Genomic DNA, 17,024 nt, shown 5'->3' with positions numbered 1-17,024 from the left:
AGGGAATTTGTGCCTTGCCTTCAAATCGGTTTTTCACGCGCATGGGTATCCGGCCGCTCGCTATGCGGCTGCTTGCGTATGTCCTGATGTTCAGCCTGGTGATTTCTCTGGTTGCCACCGGCGTGCAGATGATCGGTGAATTTGAGCGCCGCAAGTCAGATCTTCAGGAAACCCAGAAACGCGCCGCAGGGCTGGTTTCCGGTGGTATGAGCAACAACATCTGGCTGATGAATTTCAGCGAGGTGGCCAACAGCCTGGATGACATGCGTTCGGTAGAGGCGATTGACTACGCCAGAGTTGTAACCTCCACCGGCGAAGAATTCTCCACAGGTGGTTACCCCGAAGGCAGGGTTATTTCGCAAACGTTCCCGCTGGTGTTCAACCGCTCCACATTTCGTGGCCCGGAAAACGTGGGCACTCTTACCATCACCTCGTCGGTTGAACAGGTTTATTCCGAGCTGCGCAACGGCGCACTGATTAACCTGTTGTTTCAGTCAATTGTTGTAATGCTGGGCACGCTGGGGCTTTTGATCATTGTTCGCTTCACCCTCTCCCGCCATCTGGAATCCATGGCAGATTACGCCGCGCGGCTGAATCTGGATGCACTGGTGGACCCTCTCAAGCTAAAGCGCAAACCGCCCGGAAACCCCGATGAACTTTCGGAGCTTGAGCAGGCGCTTAACAAGATGCGGCTTCAGATTCTGGAAGACACCCGATCGCTCCGGCAAACCACCATCCAATCCCAGGGTGAGCGGGATGAAGCGATACGGGCCAACCGGGCAAAAAGCCAGTTTCTCGCCAATGTAAGCCATGAGCTGCGCACACCTCTACAATCTATTCTCGGCTACGCCAACCTGTTGACCGACACGCCTCTGGATCAAGAGCAAAGTGAGTACGTACACACCCTGCTCAGTGCATCAGAAGGCCTCTCTGCCATCATCAACGACCTGCTGGACATTTCCAGCATGGAAGCTGAGAAGCTTGTGCTTGAGGACATCCCTTTCGACCTGAGGGAAACCCTGAACGATCTGGTGCACATGCTGGGCGACCGGGCGCGGGAAAAACGACTGGCACTGGAGTTACGCATTGACGAAGAGTTGCCCTGGGCCCTGCGAGGTGACCCTGCACGGATTCGTCAGGTTTTGCTGAACCTGGTTTCTAACGCCATCAAGTTTACGGATTCCGGGCACGTGTTGATCAGTATTGAGGTGCTGGGGCGCCGGGATGAAAAGGTTCGCCTGCGCCTCGCCGTAGAAGATACGGGCATTGGCATCAACCCGGAAGATATTCCACTGGTGTATGAGCCTTATGTGCAGTTAGGCCAGAGGTTCCAGCGCCAGCTACCCGGTGCCGGGCTGGGGCTGACCATCTGCCGCCAGCTCGTCAAGCTGATGCATGGCTCTCTGGATCTCGAGAGTCAACCCGGTGAGGGCTCTACATTCTGGGTTGAGCTGACACTGCCCACAGCGCCTGACAGCGCATCGCGCATGCGCCCGGATACCCGCATGCTGAAGGGCAAGCGCGTGCTGGTAGCCGATTCCTACGAGCTTTCCCGCAAGATTACGTTGGAAATGCTGTCGCGCCATGATGTCCACATCGAGGCCGTTAAATCCGCCGGAGAAGCACTCACGTCATTGCGCCTGGCATTTGACAGTGAGGAACCGTTTGATGCCATTATCCTCGATGGCTTTTTGCCGGATATGGACAGCGATCTATTATGCGGCCAGATTCGCGGCAACCCTTTATGGGCGGATATGCGCCTCTTGATCCTCTCATCCAATCCGCAGCGCGGCGATGCCGAACATTTCCGCCAGTCCGGAGCAGATGCCTTTCTCAGTAAGTCCCTGCGGGAATCCTGCCTGACGCCGATTCTTAACCAGCTCTTCAAGGACGCAACAAAGGATGAGCGGTGTTTTCTGACCCGATTTTCCCTGCAGACCAGCGACGATACTGAAAAACGCCACAAGCTTACCTCCCGCCGCATGAAGGTGCTGCTGGTAGAAGACAACCCGGTAAACCGCACGCTTACCCGCAGACTGCTGGAAAAACTGGGATGCGATGTAATGACGGCGAATGATGGCGAGGCTGCATCCAGCTTGTGGCAATGGCATCCTTTCGACCTTATATTTATGGACTGCGTGATGCCCAGAGTGGACGGTTTTGAGGCCACCCGGCGCCTGCGGGAATGGGAAGCAACCCGAAAACGACCACGGGTTCCGGTCGTCGCCCTAACCGCCAGCGCGATGGAAGAAGATGAAGAGCGTTGCCGCCGCGCCGGCATGGATTCATTTGTTGCCAAGCCTGTCAATATTGAAATGCTACGGGCAGTACTGGAACAATACGCCCATGGCGCTCCCGCAAAAGCCCCTGTTTAACGCCGCCAAGCTATACGCGGCAACCGCACAAACGATGAACGAGTTGAAAGGTCCACATGAACGTAGAATGCCCCACCTGCAAAAAATTCGTAGAATGGTCAGAAACCAACCCTTCGCGACCATTCTGTTCAGAACGCTGCAAACTGATTGATCTCGGGGCCTGGGCCAACGAGGAATATCGGGTTCCGGCGGAGAATGCGTCTCCGGACGATCTTGATCAGGGTGGTGAAACGACGCACCATTAACTTATGAGGGTGAGTCTGCGTAGTTATATCCACGAGCTTACAGCGGGCTTACGCGCTTGTAATTTGTGGTACTCCAGGCAGCGCGTTACTCTCCCCACGATCAATACTTGCAACGCAATCGAGAAGGTAAAAGAATGAAAGTATCCCGTGTTTCCGTGTTGGTTCTTTCTCTGGCTGCTGCGCCTGTGTTTGCCAGCGACCTGGATTTGAGCCTGACCAACGAGTCCGTGAAGGGCCAGGTAAACTTTTTTGGCAACAACAACGACCTTCAGCTGGGTGCCGGTTACACCTACCATGAAGGTAGCCGCCATATTGGTAACGTGGATTTTCATGCTCAGGGCCGTACCGCACTGGGTAACCTGCCCACAACCGCCGGCATCGGTTTGCGCGCCATAGGCTGGGACGACGACCGCCTGGATGGCGGCGCAGTGGGTCTGGGCGGCTTTGCTACTGTGAACATCCCCACGGTCCCGGGCCTCTCGTTCACTGGCGGCCTGCACTATGCACCACGAATCCTCTCGTTTGGTGACTCTGAAGATATGACCAGCGTTGAGTTCCGTGGCAGCTATCGCGTTATCCGCAACGCTGAACTGTTTGCCGGTTACCGCTACCTGAACACCGGGCTGGACGCGCCGCGCCGGGGTGACATCAACCTGGATGAAGGCGTTATGGCCGGCATGAAGATTTTCTTCTAAATCCGTTCAGCTTTCTGATGCGTGCGCCCTCCCGGGGCGCCCGTTTGTGCCCCTCTTCACGCTTTCCCAAAAACCGCACTGCTAAACTGGCCGCATGCGACTGAATCCCGGGCAGGTTAGCTTCAGCGCTGGAGACCTCCTGTTGAAAGGCTTTGTGACGGCGTATCAAAGCCAGTTTTTCCTCTTGTACCGAGACGTCGTCAACGGCGAAGAGCGGCTTGGCCTTCTGATCGCGACTCAACTGCCATGAACCCTCAGGCACCCCTGCTCGTACAACCTGTTATAATCATCAACACATCGCCCAAATGTATAGGCTTGCCGGGCACAGAAACAGAGTGTAAAGAGAGGTTTTATGTCGGCTACAATGCGCTCGCTAATGCTGGTAGTTCCGCTGGTTGCTTTTGCCATCGGGGGAGGCTTTTATGTGCCATCGGAACGCTTAGACAGTTACAACAATACCGGCTCAGAGCCCGCCCTGAGCTCACTGCCACCTCTGCCCTCCTGGGCTCGTGAGGATCTTCCGGATTTCTCTGGCTATCAGGACACCACTGAAAAGAAAGTGGCCTTTTTCTCGTTTATGTACCCTCGCATCGTACTTGCCAATTCCCGCATCCTCATTGAACGGGACTATCTGGATAGCCTTGCCACGAAAGACACACTATCGAAAAAAGAACGCGCCTGGCTAGCAGCCCAATCTAAGCGCTTACGTGTAAAGGAAGATCCCGGCAGCCCCGAGCAATTTGCCCTGCTGAGAAAGCGTCTGGATGTTATTCCGCCCTCCCTGATTCTGGCCCAGGCCGCCAATGAGTCGGCTTGGGGAACTTCACGCTTTGCTCTTCGCGGTAACAATCTTTTCGGCCAGTGGTGCTTCTCCAAAGGCTGCGGTCTGGTGCCCCTGAGCCGCGTTGAGGGTGCCAGCCATGAGGTGGCTGCCTTCCCATCGCCCTACCACTCTGTAAGGGGCTATATTCAGAACCTGAACCGACACGCGAGTTATCAGGAACTGCGCGACACTCGTCTTGATGACAGAGAAGCCGGCGATCCGCTTTCAGGGCTTGCCCTTGCCCACGGATTAATCGGCTATTCTGAGCGCGGCGAAGACTATATTAATGAAATTCGCTCGATGATCCGCTACAACAATCTGGAATTCTACGACACTGAATTCAGGAAAATTTTAAGCGACCGCAGCCCGTCGCACCTGAAGGATCTGGCATCGGCAAAGGCCGGGCAGACCCTTCTCCCAGGACAGATTGCCGGAGAGAAAACCGCTGCTTCGGCCAAGGGCTGATCTACGATTAACCCCTGACAACCTGAGACAACCCGAATGCTTGATTTTCTACCTGCGCCGCTAAAGGGGACTCTGGCGGCGCTGTTTATGTTACTCAACACCCTCGTACTCTTCCCGTTTCTGATGCTGTTTGCGCTACTCAAGCTAGTGCTTCCGGTGATTGCTATCCGCAAGGGCTGTACGGTCCTGCTGAATAACATTGCCCGGGTGTGGATCGGGGTCAACAACCTGGTAATGGATAGCCTGCACAAGCTCGACTGGGATGTGCGGGGCGCAGCGAATCTCAGCCGCGAGCACTGGTATTTTGTTACCTGTAACCATCAGAGCTGGGCTGATATTCCCGCCATACAGTATGTACTCAACAGCCGTGCTCCCCTGCTCAAGTTTTTTCTGAAAAAGCAGCTTATCTGGGTTCCTTTGCTAGGCGTTGCCTGGTGGGCTCTCGACTTTCCATTTATGCACCGCCACACCAAAGAGCAGATTGCCCGGAATCCGGAACTGAAAAGCAAAGATGTTTCCGCCACCCACGCTGCGTGTGAAAAATTCCGCTACACACCAGTGACCATCTTCAACTTCATGGAGGGAACCCGCTTCACCCCCGCCAAACATAAACGCCAGAACTCCCCATACAAGCACCTGCTAAAGCCACGCGCGGGAGGCACGGCGTTTGTTCTGGGCGCCATGGGCGAAATGCTGCATACCATGCTGGATGTGACGATTGTTTACCCGGGGGAGCGCGTAGGTATTTGGGATTATCTGTGCGGGCGTATCCGTACAATTGTGATCGATATCCGGGTACGGGAGATTCCGTCGCAGTTTCTTGGAATGAACTATGAAGACAGCCGTGAAATCCGGGTGGAATTCCAGCGCTGGGTAGGTGAACTCTGGGCCGAGAAAGACGCCCGCATCGAAGTACTCAAAAATGAGCGCCAGAGCCAGGCCTGATTTATCTCAACGCCTAACGGGCGTTAGAGCAACCCCAGCTCCCGGGCACGAACAGTCGCCTGGGTTCGGGAGCGCACTTCCAGCTTGGCGTTTATACGCCGGGCGTGGGTTTTGACCGTATGCAGCGAGATGTGCAGTTTATCGGCGATCTCCTGGTTCGACAAACCTTTGGCAATCAGCTCAAGCACACCCTGTTCGCGGTCGCTGATTGGCTCGGCCAACAACGCCGGCACGGCTCCTCCCGCTTTGCCAAACAGATGGCCCAGGGCACTCCGGAAAGGGGTTTCAGGTAGCTGGCTGTAAACCTTTTCCATCAGCTCTCGCAACTCAAGCTTCAGTTCTGCGAATGGGCTTATGAAGTGTTCTTTTTCCGCTTCGGATATCACGGCTATAACAATCTTCTGCGCGGCTGCCAGGCCTTTGTCTTCGCTGACAAGTATGGCTTCCAATAGCCGCATGTGTATGTCTACGCCCCATGGAATGGCCTGACTGTAGCGTTTACGCGTGCTAGCAAGGGTCTCACGGGCTTTTACGGTTTCGCCCCGGGCAAGATCCAGCCGCACCTGAAGGCAGTCCAGCAACCCGGGCATCATCGGGAAGAGCTCCGGCACGCAGCCGGCCTCCCGGTAGGGCCGCAGTCTCGCAAGCGCCTGGGCGACACTTTCAAGCTGATTCTGAGCCAGCCAGCAACTGGCTTTAAGTGCTTCCAGCACCGGAACATAGAGAGACTCATCTACCTGCCAGGTGTGCATGGTGCGCTCCGCTCTTCCAATCCAGACAAATGCGTCTTCCAGACGGCCCTGAGAGCGGCACATCAATACCCGAATAGCCATTGCCAGCAATAGCCCGAGATCCCGGGTCTGCTCCGCATGGCGACCACAGGTCACCAGCAACCGATCCGCCTCTGCGTCGCGCCCTTGATGCCAGAGCACGAGCACCAGGTTCAACTGAAGCCGTGTTTCCCCGATGCGCGCAGGCCGGGCGAGCTCCTGCACAACGGTATCCAGACCGGTTCGCAGCAACTGTTCTGCATGCCTGAGAGCGCCTTTACCCAGTTCAATTCGTGCGTGGGCATATACAGCCAGCGCTTCTGAACCTGAGTCACCCGCCTCCCTGGCCAAGCGGGATGCCGCGCGATTGGCCTCCCGGGCTTCTGAAAAGTGCCCGGATGCGCACAAAGCACTGGCACGAACCATCTGAGTGACCAGCTGGCCCTGAGTTGAAAGCTCACGCCCGGAAAGCGCACGCTCTGCCATTTCCAGAGCCGGTGCGACCTGCCCTTCCCCACGCAGGATAAACGCCCTGAGCGCACAGATTCGTGTTTCGTGTTCCTGCTGGCTCTCATCATTCATGCCGTCAATCAGGGCACGCGCCTGCCGGAACTGCCCCCCAATAGCGTGCACCCAGCTATAGACAATTCTCAGCCTGGGGCTGCGCTCAAGCAGCAGTGCCGGCAGGCTTTTGCGCAAGCGCAGCAACGAGGCCGTATCCTGCCCAAGCAATAGTGCTTCGGAACCCTCAGAGGCGATACGGATCACTTCTTCCGAATCACCTGCCAGCAGTGAGTACTTCAAAGCTTCAGGGAATTGATTGCGACTGCCAAACCACCGGCTCGCCGCAAGCATCCTGTCGGAATAGCCCGCCATTACGGGTGCTTTCAGCCACTCCATCAACAGCGGGTTGAGCCGATACCAGCGCCCCCAACCCGGCATAATCTTGACGGGCAGCCCACGCTCAAAGGCCTCGGATGGCAACAGTGCGCCGTCTGGAATCAAGGATTCGAATGCCAGAACCAACTCGTCAGAGCAGAGCCCGAGTTCTGATATGGCTCTCAGCGCGCGCACCTGGCCTGGCGTCAAGCTGCCTAATACGGATTCCTTCAAAAATCGTTCAACACCGGGCGTTTCTGAAACTGCGTGTCTTTCCGAACTTTGCAGAATATCCCGGCGGTAGAGCGCCAGCGGCGTGGGCCAGCCCTCAGTAAGATCGTACAAATGATCAATCGCAACACTGGTTAACTGCTGATCACCCAGAATATCCCGGAAAAACTCAAAGGTTTCGCTTCGGCTGAACTCGAGCTTTTCACTACCTATGCGGGCAAACCGGTTTTCCAGTTCCAGGGCGTGGGTTTCATAGGGCAACGCCTGCCTTGAAAGCATGGCGACCGAAAAATGAGGCGGTATATCAGCAACCAACTGCTGAAGCAACGCAACGACTGCGGGGTTTGTAATGTGATGGAGACAGTCCAGAACTAAAACAAACCGCCCCTCTGCCGGCGCTTTTTTCAGGCCGAGAAGCATTATTGCAAGCGCATCAGGGAACGTGGCACCGCCTTGCAGGCTGCTTTCAGAGGATTCGGGGATATCCAGCGCTACGGACAACAGGCTGAGAAAACGGGTGGGAGCGTTATCCTGGGAGTTAAGCGATAGCCACCGAACGCTTTCGTCTCCAACCCCCGCCGCCTGAACACCCGTAGCCACCGTATGGGATTTTCCGTATCCACAGGGTGCCTCTACAAAAATCACACCGCGTGGTGTTAATGCATCGACGATCAAAGCATCCAGGTGAGGACGTGCCAACGAGTTCGCTGGAACAACCGGTACCTGCAGCCTCTGCCTGAGCAAGTCCCTTACGAGTTCGCCCCGCTGGAGTCCGCTGTTTGCTGACTGAAACTCGTCATTGGCTGCATAGCCATCATGGAATGATTTCACTCGCTGCCCCGAATACGCCTTTAGTATGATAGGGAGGTTAAACCAATTGAGGGGCGGGCTGCAAAGTTTTGACGTGAAAGGTATTTATCTGGTGGCAGTTTTTTATCGCAGAAACAAAAATAGCGGGCCGAAGCCCGCCATTTTTGAAAGATTCACACAACCCGTTAACGGGTACCCGCACGGCGCAGAGCCGCTGGCGAGTAATCTCTGGACTGGCGTTCGACGCCAAACTGGTAAGGATCGACTTCCTCGTTTGTCAGGCCAAGAACCAGGTAACGGCCGGACAGGAGGTCGTACAGGGTTTCAACCGCATACCAAGGCACGATTTGATCGTAGAACTGCATGGAGTGGGCTTCTGCTACGCGCCAGAGCTCACCACGACCATCATAATGATCAACAACCGATGCCTGCCAGGTATCTTCGTCAATATAGAAGTCACGCTGAGCATAGACATGACGCTCACCCTCTTTCAAGGTTGCACGCACGTGCCACATACGGTGGAGCTCGTAACGGGTCAGATCTTGGTTGATATGTCCGGCTTTGACGATTTGGTCGTAGCTCAGGTTACGATCGACCAGCTTGTAGGAGTTGTACGGAACGTACATTTCCTGCTTGCCAACCAACTCCCAGTTATAACGATCGGGTGCGCCGTTGAACATATCGAAGTTATCGGTTGTCCGCATGCCATCAGACGCCGTACCCGGTCCGTCGTAGGCAACCTGAGGCGCACGGCGAACACGACGCTGACCTGCGTTGTATACCCACGCACGACGAGGCTCTGCAACCTGGTCAATGGTCTCGTGAACCAGCAGTACGTTGCCGGCCAGACGGGCCGGAGCTGTGATGGCCTGTTTGAAGTAGAACAATACGTTAGCATCCTCGCCCGGACTGTAATCCGTAAGGTAGCTTCTCCAGGTCAGCTCATCCTGAAACTTCACGATGGAGTAGGCGCCACTCGCGGTAGGCGTAGCCTGCCCGACGTTACGCTGCACCGAACCACCACGATAGCGCGTGATGTGGTTCCAGATTGCTTCCAGACCGTTCTGGGGTATCGGGAATGGTGTCGCATTCTGGTAGTTACCCAGACCGTTGCCGTCTTTGATCAGTTCTGTAACGGTCGCATTCTTGACCGTCTCATCCATGATGTTTTGCGGATAAGCACCCGTACGATGGGTCTCATAAACCGGCAGCACATAATCCGGGTACTGCTTGATCATCGCAACCTGTCCCGGAGACAGCTTATCAGCGTACTCCGCTACGTTGCTCTGGTTGATTATGAATTTTGGCGTTTCGTCCGGAAACGGGTTTATATAAATACCGTCATCCTTGTAACCCGCTGGTGGCGTGGTCAGGCCGCCGGTCCACGCGGGAATCGCCCCGCCATTGCCTGCTTTTTCGGCTCCCATCGGTGTAAGGGAGTCGCCCAGCTTAGCTGCTTCTTCGGCAGAAACCGCACCCCAGGCCTGGCCTGCAACAAGACTTGCAGCCAGAATACCCGTGGTAAGTAATTTCTTGTTTAGTTTCATTTAAATTACCTCGTTAAACGAATTCTTGGCGGTTCAGAATGAGTAGGAAACGCTGGCACTCACGAAATCCCGGTCAGTCAACTCGTTAAACGGCTTGCCGCCGAAAAAGTTTGTGTAACCGATTTCACCAGAAATCTTGTTCTGATACACCGCTTCGATGGACAAGCCAAGAGCTTTGCTGCCTTCATTGAAAGCACCGCCAGGCTGAGGACTGTATCCCTCCACGTCATGACTCCAGGCCAGCTGCGGCGACAGGTTGACGCCCGCAATGGCATTCGGGTAGTTCCATACCAGGCGGGTACGGTAACCCCAGGAGAAGTCTGTTGTAAATCCATCGTTAGTACAGTAGTTCGTGTTGATGTTTGCACCAAGGGCACAGAAATCAGCTCCGCCGAGACTGTCCAATGGAAGTGTTCCGATACCGAAGGTACCTGAACGCCCGTAGCGTGCTTCGTCGTAGCCCGGAAGATCGTGAATGTATGTTGCACCGAATTCGGTAATCAATGACAAGCGGCTTGCACCCATCACCTGATCAAAGAACTTGATCAATGTAAACTGGGCCTGAGACACATTGAAGCGGTCGTTACCGGCAACCGGCTTGCCGGCAAAATTCGCACCACCCGTTTCCGCAAGACGCTGGGCTTCCAGCTTACTCAGAACTTCTCCGGACGGGCTGCGCTGCTGGACACCACCGAAAATCAGCTCAAAGGCATTCCACTGCAAGGGAACATTGTCGCGGAAGCTGTATTCTGCGCCCAGCGACCAGCCACCCGGAATGGTTGTGTTGATGCTGATGCCATAGAGATTGATGTTCTCCGGATACTCAATGAAATAGCTCGGGAACTGCGAGAATGGCAGTGAAGGATCATTCACCTGCCCTACACCCGGGCTTGCGGGGTTATTCACCAAGCCGCTTACATAGGGCAAACGGCTATTGTATTTGATGTAATAGAACCCAATCTCTGAATCATTCAATTCGGGGACGTACCAGCGAACAGCAACACCGAACTGATCCTTGGAATCGGCCTCTTTATCTCCAAGACGAGGGGCGATAAAGCCTTGAGCATATGCTTGTGAGTCTGGTAACTGTCCAGCCAGCAAAATCGGCCCACACCCATCGGAAGCAAAATCGCTGGTTGAGAAAAACGTACCACAATCGTCCGGACGCACGGGCGCCCAGTCAGTCTGAACGAAGGTTTCGACCGTGACGTTCTCTGTGATACCCGCTGACATGTAGAGCATTTCCACCGGCAGCAAGGCGTCTTTCAATTCTGAACCAGGTGCACGGAACGCCGGAATGTCGACAGGGTTGATTACATTGATACCTCCCTGAATGAAGGTACTCTCACCCCAGCTTACAACCTGATTGCCGTAACGAATGCTTACAGGCACATTGCCAAAATACCAGTTTGAAAACACGTAGGCATCGAGGATTTCTCCGCCGGAAGCATTACCTTTTGCCGAATCGTTCAATTCCCGAACCTGACCAACGTAGTCCATTGCACGACTTTCATCTTTCAGCTCAAAGTCATACCAGTATCGACCCCGAACCAGAGCGCCTACTCGGGTAAGCATGTCGCCGTTCACATCGTAGTTCAGGAACAGCTCACTGTTGCCTTTGACAATTTTGGAGTAGGTATCTCCCTTCTCAAAATTCAGATTGCCGTCATCGTAGTTGTTTGTGGAGGAACCGATGTTTGCAAGCGATCCACCCGGCACATAATCTGGCCCAAGGTTACCTGTAGAGATCAGGCGCTTGTCACGATCCGACACTCGCCATCCAACACCAGCCGACAGCGTGGTGTTGAACTGGGCTTCTACATCCCCGAGGTAAAAAGAGTAGGCGGATGCGTGACCGGACATACCGGCCGCCACTGCCACGGCAAGCGGTAATCTTGTCCAACGCTGCCATTGATGTATTTTTCTTGTCATTGGAAGGCTACTCCATTGTTGTTCTGAGTCGCTGCTCTGATTATTGGTATTCACGATGTATCGGAGGCTTCATGCACAGTGCTCGTGATGTAGGCACTATAGCTAACGCTGTCCAGTGCTTTGATCAGTCAAAAGTATGATTTTGCTCTCACCACCCGCTCACCACCCCGATCGACGCCGGGTTTACTCGCACGAATTCACTATAGACAACAATCCCGGATGCAACCACTTTGCTTTTGATGGTTTTTTGCCCTTGCTAGGGCTTATGCGGCGCCTCCAGATATTCTTGTGACTGCATTTCCAGAAGCCGCGATTCGGTGCGTTCAAATTCGAAGCTCAGGCGACCGCCGGAGTAAAGTTCAGTAATAGGAACAGCCGCCGAAATAATAACTTTCACATTGCGGTCATAGAACTCGTCAACCATGTTCACGAACCGGCGTGACTGATCGTCTTTGTCACCCCCCAGCACGGGGACATTACTGATAATAATCGCGTGAAACTGGCGTGCCATCTCGATGTAGTCGTTCTGGCTGCGGGGGCCGTCACACGCATCTTTGAAATCAAACCAGACCACGTCATCGGCGTGAGCCTGCGCGGGGATCTTGCGACCGTTAATTTCCATGGATTTGCTGTGCTTACCGGCTTCGACTGCCAGTGCGTCGAAGCTACTGCGCAGGGAGGCATCGGCCTCTTCACCCAGCGGCGAATAGAAGAGTTCGGCCTGTTTCAGAGTCCGCAAGCGATAATCGACTCCGCCATCTACGTTCACCACATCGGTGTATTTTTTTACCAGCGTAATGGCCGGCAGGAAACGCGCCCGCTGCAAGCCGTCCTTGTAGAGGCCATCGGGGACGATATTAGAGGTACACACCAGAGTAACGCCACGATTGAACAGCTCATCCATAAGAGTTGCGAGGATCATGGCATCGCCGATATCCGACACAAAGAACTCGTCAAAGCAGATCACCCGGGTTTCATCGGCGAACTTTTTGGCCACCAGTTTTAGCGGGTTTTTTTCACCCTTAAAGTGTTTCAGCTCCTGATGAACCCGCTGCATGAAGCGATGAAAGTGCACGCGCATTTTGCGTTTGAACGGCAGCGACTCAAAAAAGTTATCCATCAGATAGGTTTTGCCACGGCCAACACCACCCCAGAAATACAGGCCTTTGACCGGCTCTTCCCGGCCTTTTCTTAACTTGCGCCGCAATTTGGCCATTGCTTTTCCGCGTTCGCTTTCCGCTTCCACCAGTTTGTCGTAAAGTGTCTGAAGGCGCTGAACAGCATCAGCCTGAGCGGGATCCTTATGAAAGTCCGGGCGCTCAAGATCCGTTTGATAGCGCTGCCAGGGGGGCTGATTCGCAGTGGTTTCAGAAGGCATAGAAGCTGTCATCAGGAAATCCCGGGGTCTGATCGTTGATTTTGAGGCGACGTATTATCGCGTATTTACGGTTTTTTCGCCATGTTGAAGGGCTGCGGGGCAATACGACGATTGGCGCAGCACGTAAGCATGGGCTGAAGAGGCTGCGGGCGTTATACTGGCTTACACAGCTTGGTTCATTTTTTAGGCAACAGGACGACACAGCATATGACAAACCTGATTCTGGCAGCGATTGCCGCATTGATTGTTGGCATTGTCATCGGAGCACTTGTTGGCCGCTCGAGGCACGGGTCTACACTCCGACAGCGCCGTGCGGAACAACAGGCAGAGGAACTGCGCAACGAGTACACCCGTTACCAGGCCCAGGTGAATGAGCATTTTATGGAGTCGGCACATTTGCTGCGCCGGTTTAATGATGCTTACCGTGATGTGAACCAGCATATGGCTCGCGGAGCGAACCGTCTGTGTAACGATGAGGAGTGGATGGCAGAGCTTGCGGAGCAGACTTCCCGCAAGCGCCTTGAAGAGGTCAGCGAGGATGGTGCTGAGCCACCCCGGGATTACGCACCTAAGACTTCCGGGACGCTTTCTGAGGACTTTGGACTCAAGAAAGGCGACAAAGCCGCCGAGGCCTGATCAAACCGGGTTATCGCAATCGATGAACCGGTGACTGAGCCCAAACTCTTTTTCTAAAGCTGCGCCCAGAGCTTTTACACCGTATCGCTCTGTGGCGTGGTGGCCTGCGGCGTAATAGTGGATGCCGCACTCTCTGGCTGTGTGAGTTGTCGGTTCAGAAATCTCACCACTGATATAAGCGTCGAGGCCAGCATCTAGCGCTGTATTTATAAAACCTTGCGCTGCTCCTGTGCACCACCCTATCCGTTTGATTTCCGCATTGCCCTCACCCACTCTTAACGGTTCGCGGTGGAGTGCTCTAGCAATGTGCAGTCCAAACTTTTCAGGACTCATCGCTTCCTGAAGTTCACCTTCCCAGACCAGGCCGCTCAATGGGCGCGGGTTCTGGATATCCAAGATATCCGCCAGTTGGCGATTGTTGCCGTATTCCCGGTGATCATCCAGCGGCAGATGGTAGGCGACGAGGTTGAGATCGTTGTCTAACAGCCGTTTGAGACGTTCACGTTTCATGCCCTGGATGCGCTGGTCTTCGCCTTTCCAGAAGTAGCCATGGTGAACGATAACCATATCGGCGTTTGCTGCGATAGCGGCTTCAATTAATGCCCGGGAAGCGGTTACACCGGTGACGATGGTGTTCACGTCACCTTTACCCTGAACCTGCAGACCATTTGGGCAGTAATCCTGAAAGTTTTCAGGCTGCAGCCACTCGTTCAGTTTCGCGAGAATAGTGTCACGGGTTGCCATGTTTTATCCTCTTTTAACTTAAACACTGGAGTTACCGGCCGGCAGGGATGGGTGTTCCGGGAACCGCTACAAGCACATCCGTGTGCGCTTGACTCCGGCCATCCATGGCCTCCGACATTCCCGGAACGCCCTCTCTGCCTGCCAGCCTCGATCGGACTTCAGTCGTTTACAGAAATTTAAGGCCAGTAATCAAAGCGTCATTCTGCTCGGGAGTGCCAATGGTAATCCTCAAGAAATCACTGATCCGGGGCTTGCTGAAGTGACGGACAATAATGCCTTGCTCTCTCAGAGCCTTCGACAGGCTTTCGCCAGTTTTCTCTCTGTGACGGGTAAAAATAAAGTTCGCTTTCGAAGGTAGGACTTCAAAGTTCAGACCTTCCAGGGCCTTAGTCACGCGTTCCCTTTCAGAAATCACGCCTTTGCAGGACTTCTGGAACCAGGCTTCGTCTTCGTAAGCGGCTTTGGCACCGGCCAAAGCCAGCCTGTCCAGCGGGTAGCTGTTGAAGCTGTTTTTGACGCGGTTCAGCGCCTCGATGAGCTCCGGATGGCCGATGGCAAAACCAACGCGAAGGCCTGCCAATGACCGGGCCTTGGACAGTGTCTGGCTGACCAGCAGGTTGGAATACTGATCAACAAGCTTGATAGCAGATTCGCCGCCAAAATCGACGTAAGCCTCATCGACTACAACAACACGCTCGGGGTTGGCCTTAAGGATTGCCTCGACATGCTCAAGCCCAAGGTAACGGCCGGTGGGCGCATTAGGATTGGGAAAGATGATCCCGCCGTTGGGTTGCTTGTAGTCTTCGGGGTTTATTTCGAAGCTATCGGTCAGGGGTACCTTTTTGCCTTCTATGTTGTAGAGGCCACAGTACACCGGATAAAAACTGTAGGTTACGTCCGGGAACAGGATCGGCTGGCCGTGCTGGAACAGGGCATAAAATATGTGCGCCAGAACTTCATCGGAGCCATTGCCCAGGAACACTTGTTCGGGCATTACGCTGTGATAACCGGCAATGGTCTGGCGCAGGCTTTCGCCTTCCGGATCCGGGTAGAGGCGAAGGCTGTCGTTGAGTTCGGCTTGTATGGCTTCGATAACTTTTGGCGACGGGCCGAATGGGTTTTCATTGGTGTTCAGCTTTACCAGATTGGCCATCTTTGGCTGCTCGCCTGGCACGTAGGGAACGAGGCTGTTGACCAAAGGACTCCAGAATTTACTCATCGTTTTTAATCCTGTATTCAGCAGACCGGGCGTGGGCCGTCAGGCCTTCCCCTCTTGCCAGAACCGACGCGACGCGCCCCATCCGATCAGCACCCTGGGCGCTGAAGCCGATGATGGATGAGCGCTTCTGGAAGTCGTAGACGCCCAACGGGGATGAGAACCGGGCTGTTCCGCTGGTGGGCAGAACATGGTTCGGGCCAGCACAGTAGTCTCCCAGAGCCTCGGCGGTGTAGCGGCCCATGAAGATAGCGCCTGCGTGGCGGATTTCTTCCAGCAGGGTTTCCGGGTCTTCTACAGACAACTCCAGGTGTTCCGGCGCGATGCGGTTGGAAACCCTCGCAGCTTCGCTGAGGTCGGCAACGTGAATCAGGGCTGCGCGGTCGGTCATGGAGGTGCGGATGATGTCGGCGCGCTCCATGGTGGGCAACAGTTTGTTGATGCTGGCTTCAACGGCATCAAGAAAGTCTGCGTCGGGGCTGACGAGGATGGACTGGGCCTGTTCGTCATGCTCTGCCTGGGAGAACAGATCCATGGCGATCCAGTCTGGGTCGGTTTTGCCGTCGCAGATTACGAGAATTTCGGATGGCCCAGCGATCATGTCGATGCCGACGGTGCCGAAGACTTCTCGCTTGGCGGTGGCAACGAAGATGTTGCCGGGGCCAACGATTTTATCCACGGCCGGGATGGTTTCTGTGCCGTAGGCCAGAGCACCAACAGCCTGGGCGCCACCTACGGTGAATACTCGATCTACACCCGCGATGGCGGCCGCTGCCAGCACCAGGTCGTTAACCACACCATCCGGGGTGGGAACCACCATAATGACTTCGCCCACTCCGGCGACTTTCGCGGGGATAGCGTTCATCAGAACAGAGGACGGATAAGCGGCTTTGCCACCTGGCACATAAAGGCCGGCGCGATCTAACGGTGTCACTTTCTGGCCCAGCAAGGTGCCATCTTCGTCCTGGTACTGCCAGGATTTCTGGTTCTGCCGTTCGTGATAATCACGCACACGATCCGCAGCCTGCTCCAGCGCTACGCGCTGACCTTCAGGAACTGCTTTCAAGGCCTGCTGCAACCGACTCTGGCTCATTTCCAGTTCCGCAACGCTGCCGACTTTGAGCCGGTCAAACTTTTCCGTGAACTCGAGAACCGCCTGGTCACCGCGGGTTTTCACTTCATGCAGGATATGACGCACCGTCTCGTTCACCTGATGATCAACACTGTCATCCCAAGCCAGCAACCTGGCCAGTGCACTGTCAAAGTCACTTTGGGAAGCGTTCAATCGTCTGATGCTAACGGTCATTTCTCAAATCCTGCTTTGGATTACGAA

At 54.8% G+C, this 17,024-nt stretch carries 13 protein-coding genes; 6 read left to right on the top strand and 7 right to left on the bottom strand.

The features are described from left to right. The first annotated feature begins 14 nt into the window (after positions 1-14). The 5 genes from BUA49_RS08295 (at position 15) to BUA49_RS08275 (ending at position 5,548) form a co-directional block, all read left to right on the top strand. On the top strand, positions 15-2,375 hold the full coding sequence (locus BUA49_RS08295; protein WP_072796698.1) for a hybrid sensor histidine kinase/response regulator: 2,361 nt from the start codon (positions 15-17) through the stop codon (positions 2,373-2,375). A gap of 56 nt (positions 2,376-2,431) precedes the next feature. Next, positions 2,432-2,620 carry a DNA gyrase inhibitor YacG gene (gene yacG / locus BUA49_RS08290; protein WP_072796697.1) on the top strand — a complete coding sequence of 63 codons (189 nt, stop codon included), beginning with the start codon at positions 2,432-2,434 and terminating at the stop codon, positions 2,618-2,620. A 134-nt stretch (positions 2,621-2,754) separates the two neighbouring features. After that, complete coding sequence (locus tag BUA49_RS08285; RefSeq protein ID WP_072796696.1) at positions 2,755-3,315, top strand: YfaZ family outer membrane protein; 561 nt, start codon at positions 2,755-2,757, stop codon at positions 3,313-3,315. Positions 3,316-3,667: 352 nt separating this feature from the next. After that, complete coding sequence (locus BUA49_RS08280) at positions 3,668-4,603, top strand: glucosaminidase domain-containing protein (protein WP_072796695.1); 936 nt, start codon at positions 3,668-3,670, stop codon at positions 4,601-4,603. A gap of 36 nt (positions 4,604-4,639) precedes the next feature. Next, entirely contained in the window at positions 4,640-5,548 is a 909-nt protein-coding gene (locus BUA49_RS08275) for an acyltransferase (RefSeq protein WP_072796694.1), read from the top strand. A 23-nt stretch (positions 5,549-5,571) separates the two neighbouring features. Here the strand turns inward: BUA49_RS08275 and BUA49_RS08270 are convergent, their stop codons facing one another. The 4 genes from BUA49_RS08270 to zapE form a co-directional block, all read right to left on the bottom strand. Then, positions 5,572-8,259 (bottom strand): LuxR C-terminal-related transcriptional regulator, encoded by a 2,688-nt coding sequence (locus BUA49_RS08270; RefSeq protein WP_072796693.1) that lies wholly within the window; start codon positions 8,257-8,259, stop codon positions 5,572-5,574. Positions 8,260-8,423: 164 nt separating this feature from the next. Further along, a complete protein-coding gene (locus BUA49_RS08265) occupies positions 8,424-9,785 on the bottom strand; it encodes a DUF1329 domain-containing protein (protein ID WP_072796692.1) in 1,362 nt (453 codons plus the stop codon). 33 nt (positions 9,786-9,818) lie between these two features. Continuing rightward, positions 9,819-11,717, bottom strand: coding sequence for a DUF1302 domain-containing protein (locus tag BUA49_RS08260; protein WP_072796691.1), 1,899 nt, complete (start codon positions 11,715-11,717; stop codon positions 9,819-9,821). Positions 11,718-11,973: 256 nt separating this feature from the next. Beyond that, positions 11,974-13,107: a cell division protein ZapE gene (gene zapE, locus BUA49_RS08255; protein WP_072796690.1), complete on the bottom strand. Its 1,134-nt coding sequence runs from the start codon at positions 13,105-13,107 to the stop codon at positions 11,974-11,976. A 195-nt stretch (positions 13,108-13,302) separates the two neighbouring features. On the opposite strand from zapE, the gene BUA49_RS08250 reads away from it, so the two are divergent. Then, on the top strand, positions 13,303-13,731 hold the full coding sequence (locus tag BUA49_RS08250) for a YhcB family protein (RefSeq protein ID WP_072796689.1): 429 nt from the start codon (positions 13,303-13,305) through the stop codon (positions 13,729-13,731). On the opposite strand, the gene BUA49_RS08245 is transcribed toward BUA49_RS08250, so the two are convergent. The 3 genes from BUA49_RS08245 to hisD form a co-directional block, all read right to left on the bottom strand. Beyond that, complete coding sequence (locus tag BUA49_RS08245; protein WP_072796688.1) at positions 13,732-14,475, bottom strand: Nif3-like dinuclear metal center hexameric protein; 744 nt, start codon at positions 14,473-14,475, stop codon at positions 13,732-13,734. 166 nt (positions 14,476-14,641) lie between these two features. Next, positions 14,642-15,694, bottom strand: coding sequence for a histidinol-phosphate transaminase (hisC, locus tag BUA49_RS08240; RefSeq protein ID WP_072796687.1), 1,053 nt, complete (start codon positions 15,692-15,694; stop codon positions 14,642-14,644). Continuing rightward, the gene (gene hisD, locus BUA49_RS08235) at positions 15,687-16,997 is read right to left on the bottom strand and encodes a histidinol dehydrogenase (protein ID WP_072796686.1); all 1,311 of its coding nucleotides are present in this window, start codon (positions 16,995-16,997) and stop codon (positions 15,687-15,689) included. The genes hisC and hisD overlap by 8 nt, the downstream gene beginning before the upstream one ends. Between the last annotated feature and the right edge of the window lie 27 nt (positions 16,998-17,024).

The sequence above is a fragment of the Marinobacter antarcticus genome, from assembly GCF_900142385.1.
GTDB classification, from domain to species: domain Bacteria; phylum Pseudomonadota; class Gammaproteobacteria; order Pseudomonadales; family Oleiphilaceae; genus Marinobacter; species Marinobacter antarcticus.
This window is presented reverse-complemented; position numbering and strand designations above follow the sequence as displayed.

Coding starts and splice junctions, on each gene's coding strand:
- BUA49_RS08280 (WP_072796695.1), top strand. CDS start 3,668: ATGTCGGCTACAATGCGCTCGCTAATGCTGGTAGTTCCGCTGGTTGCT.
- yacG (WP_072796697.1), top strand. CDS start 2,432: ATGAACGTAGAATGCCCCACCTGCAAAAAATTCGTAGAATGGTCAGAA.
- zapE (WP_072796690.1), bottom strand. CDS start 13,107: ATGACAGCTTCTATGCCTTCTGAAACCACTGCGAATCAGCCCCCCTGG.
- hisD (WP_072796686.1), bottom strand. CDS start 16,997: ATGACCGTTAGCATCAGACGATTGAACGCTTCCCAAAGTGACTTTGAC.
- BUA49_RS08275 (WP_072796694.1), top strand. CDS start 4,640: ATGCTTGATTTTCTACCTGCGCCGCTAAAGGGGACTCTGGCGGCGCTG.
- hisC (WP_072796687.1), bottom strand. CDS start 15,694: ATGAGTAAATTCTGGAGTCCTTTGGTCAACAGCCTCGTTCCCTACGTG.
- BUA49_RS08260 (WP_072796691.1), bottom strand. CDS start 11,717: ATGACAAGAAAAATACATCAATGGCAGCGTTGGACAAGATTACCGCTT.
- BUA49_RS08245 (WP_072796688.1), bottom strand. CDS start 14,475: ATGGCAACCCGTGACACTATTCTCGCGAAACTGAACGAGTGGCTGCAG.
- BUA49_RS08250 (WP_072796689.1), top strand. CDS start 13,303: ATGACAAACCTGATTCTGGCAGCGATTGCCGCATTGATTGTTGGCATT.
- BUA49_RS08265 (WP_072796692.1), bottom strand. CDS start 9,785: ATGAAACTAAACAAGAAATTACTTACCACGGGTATTCTGGCTGCAAGT.
- BUA49_RS08285 (WP_072796696.1), top strand. CDS start 2,755: ATGAAAGTATCCCGTGTTTCCGTGTTGGTTCTTTCTCTGGCTGCTGCG.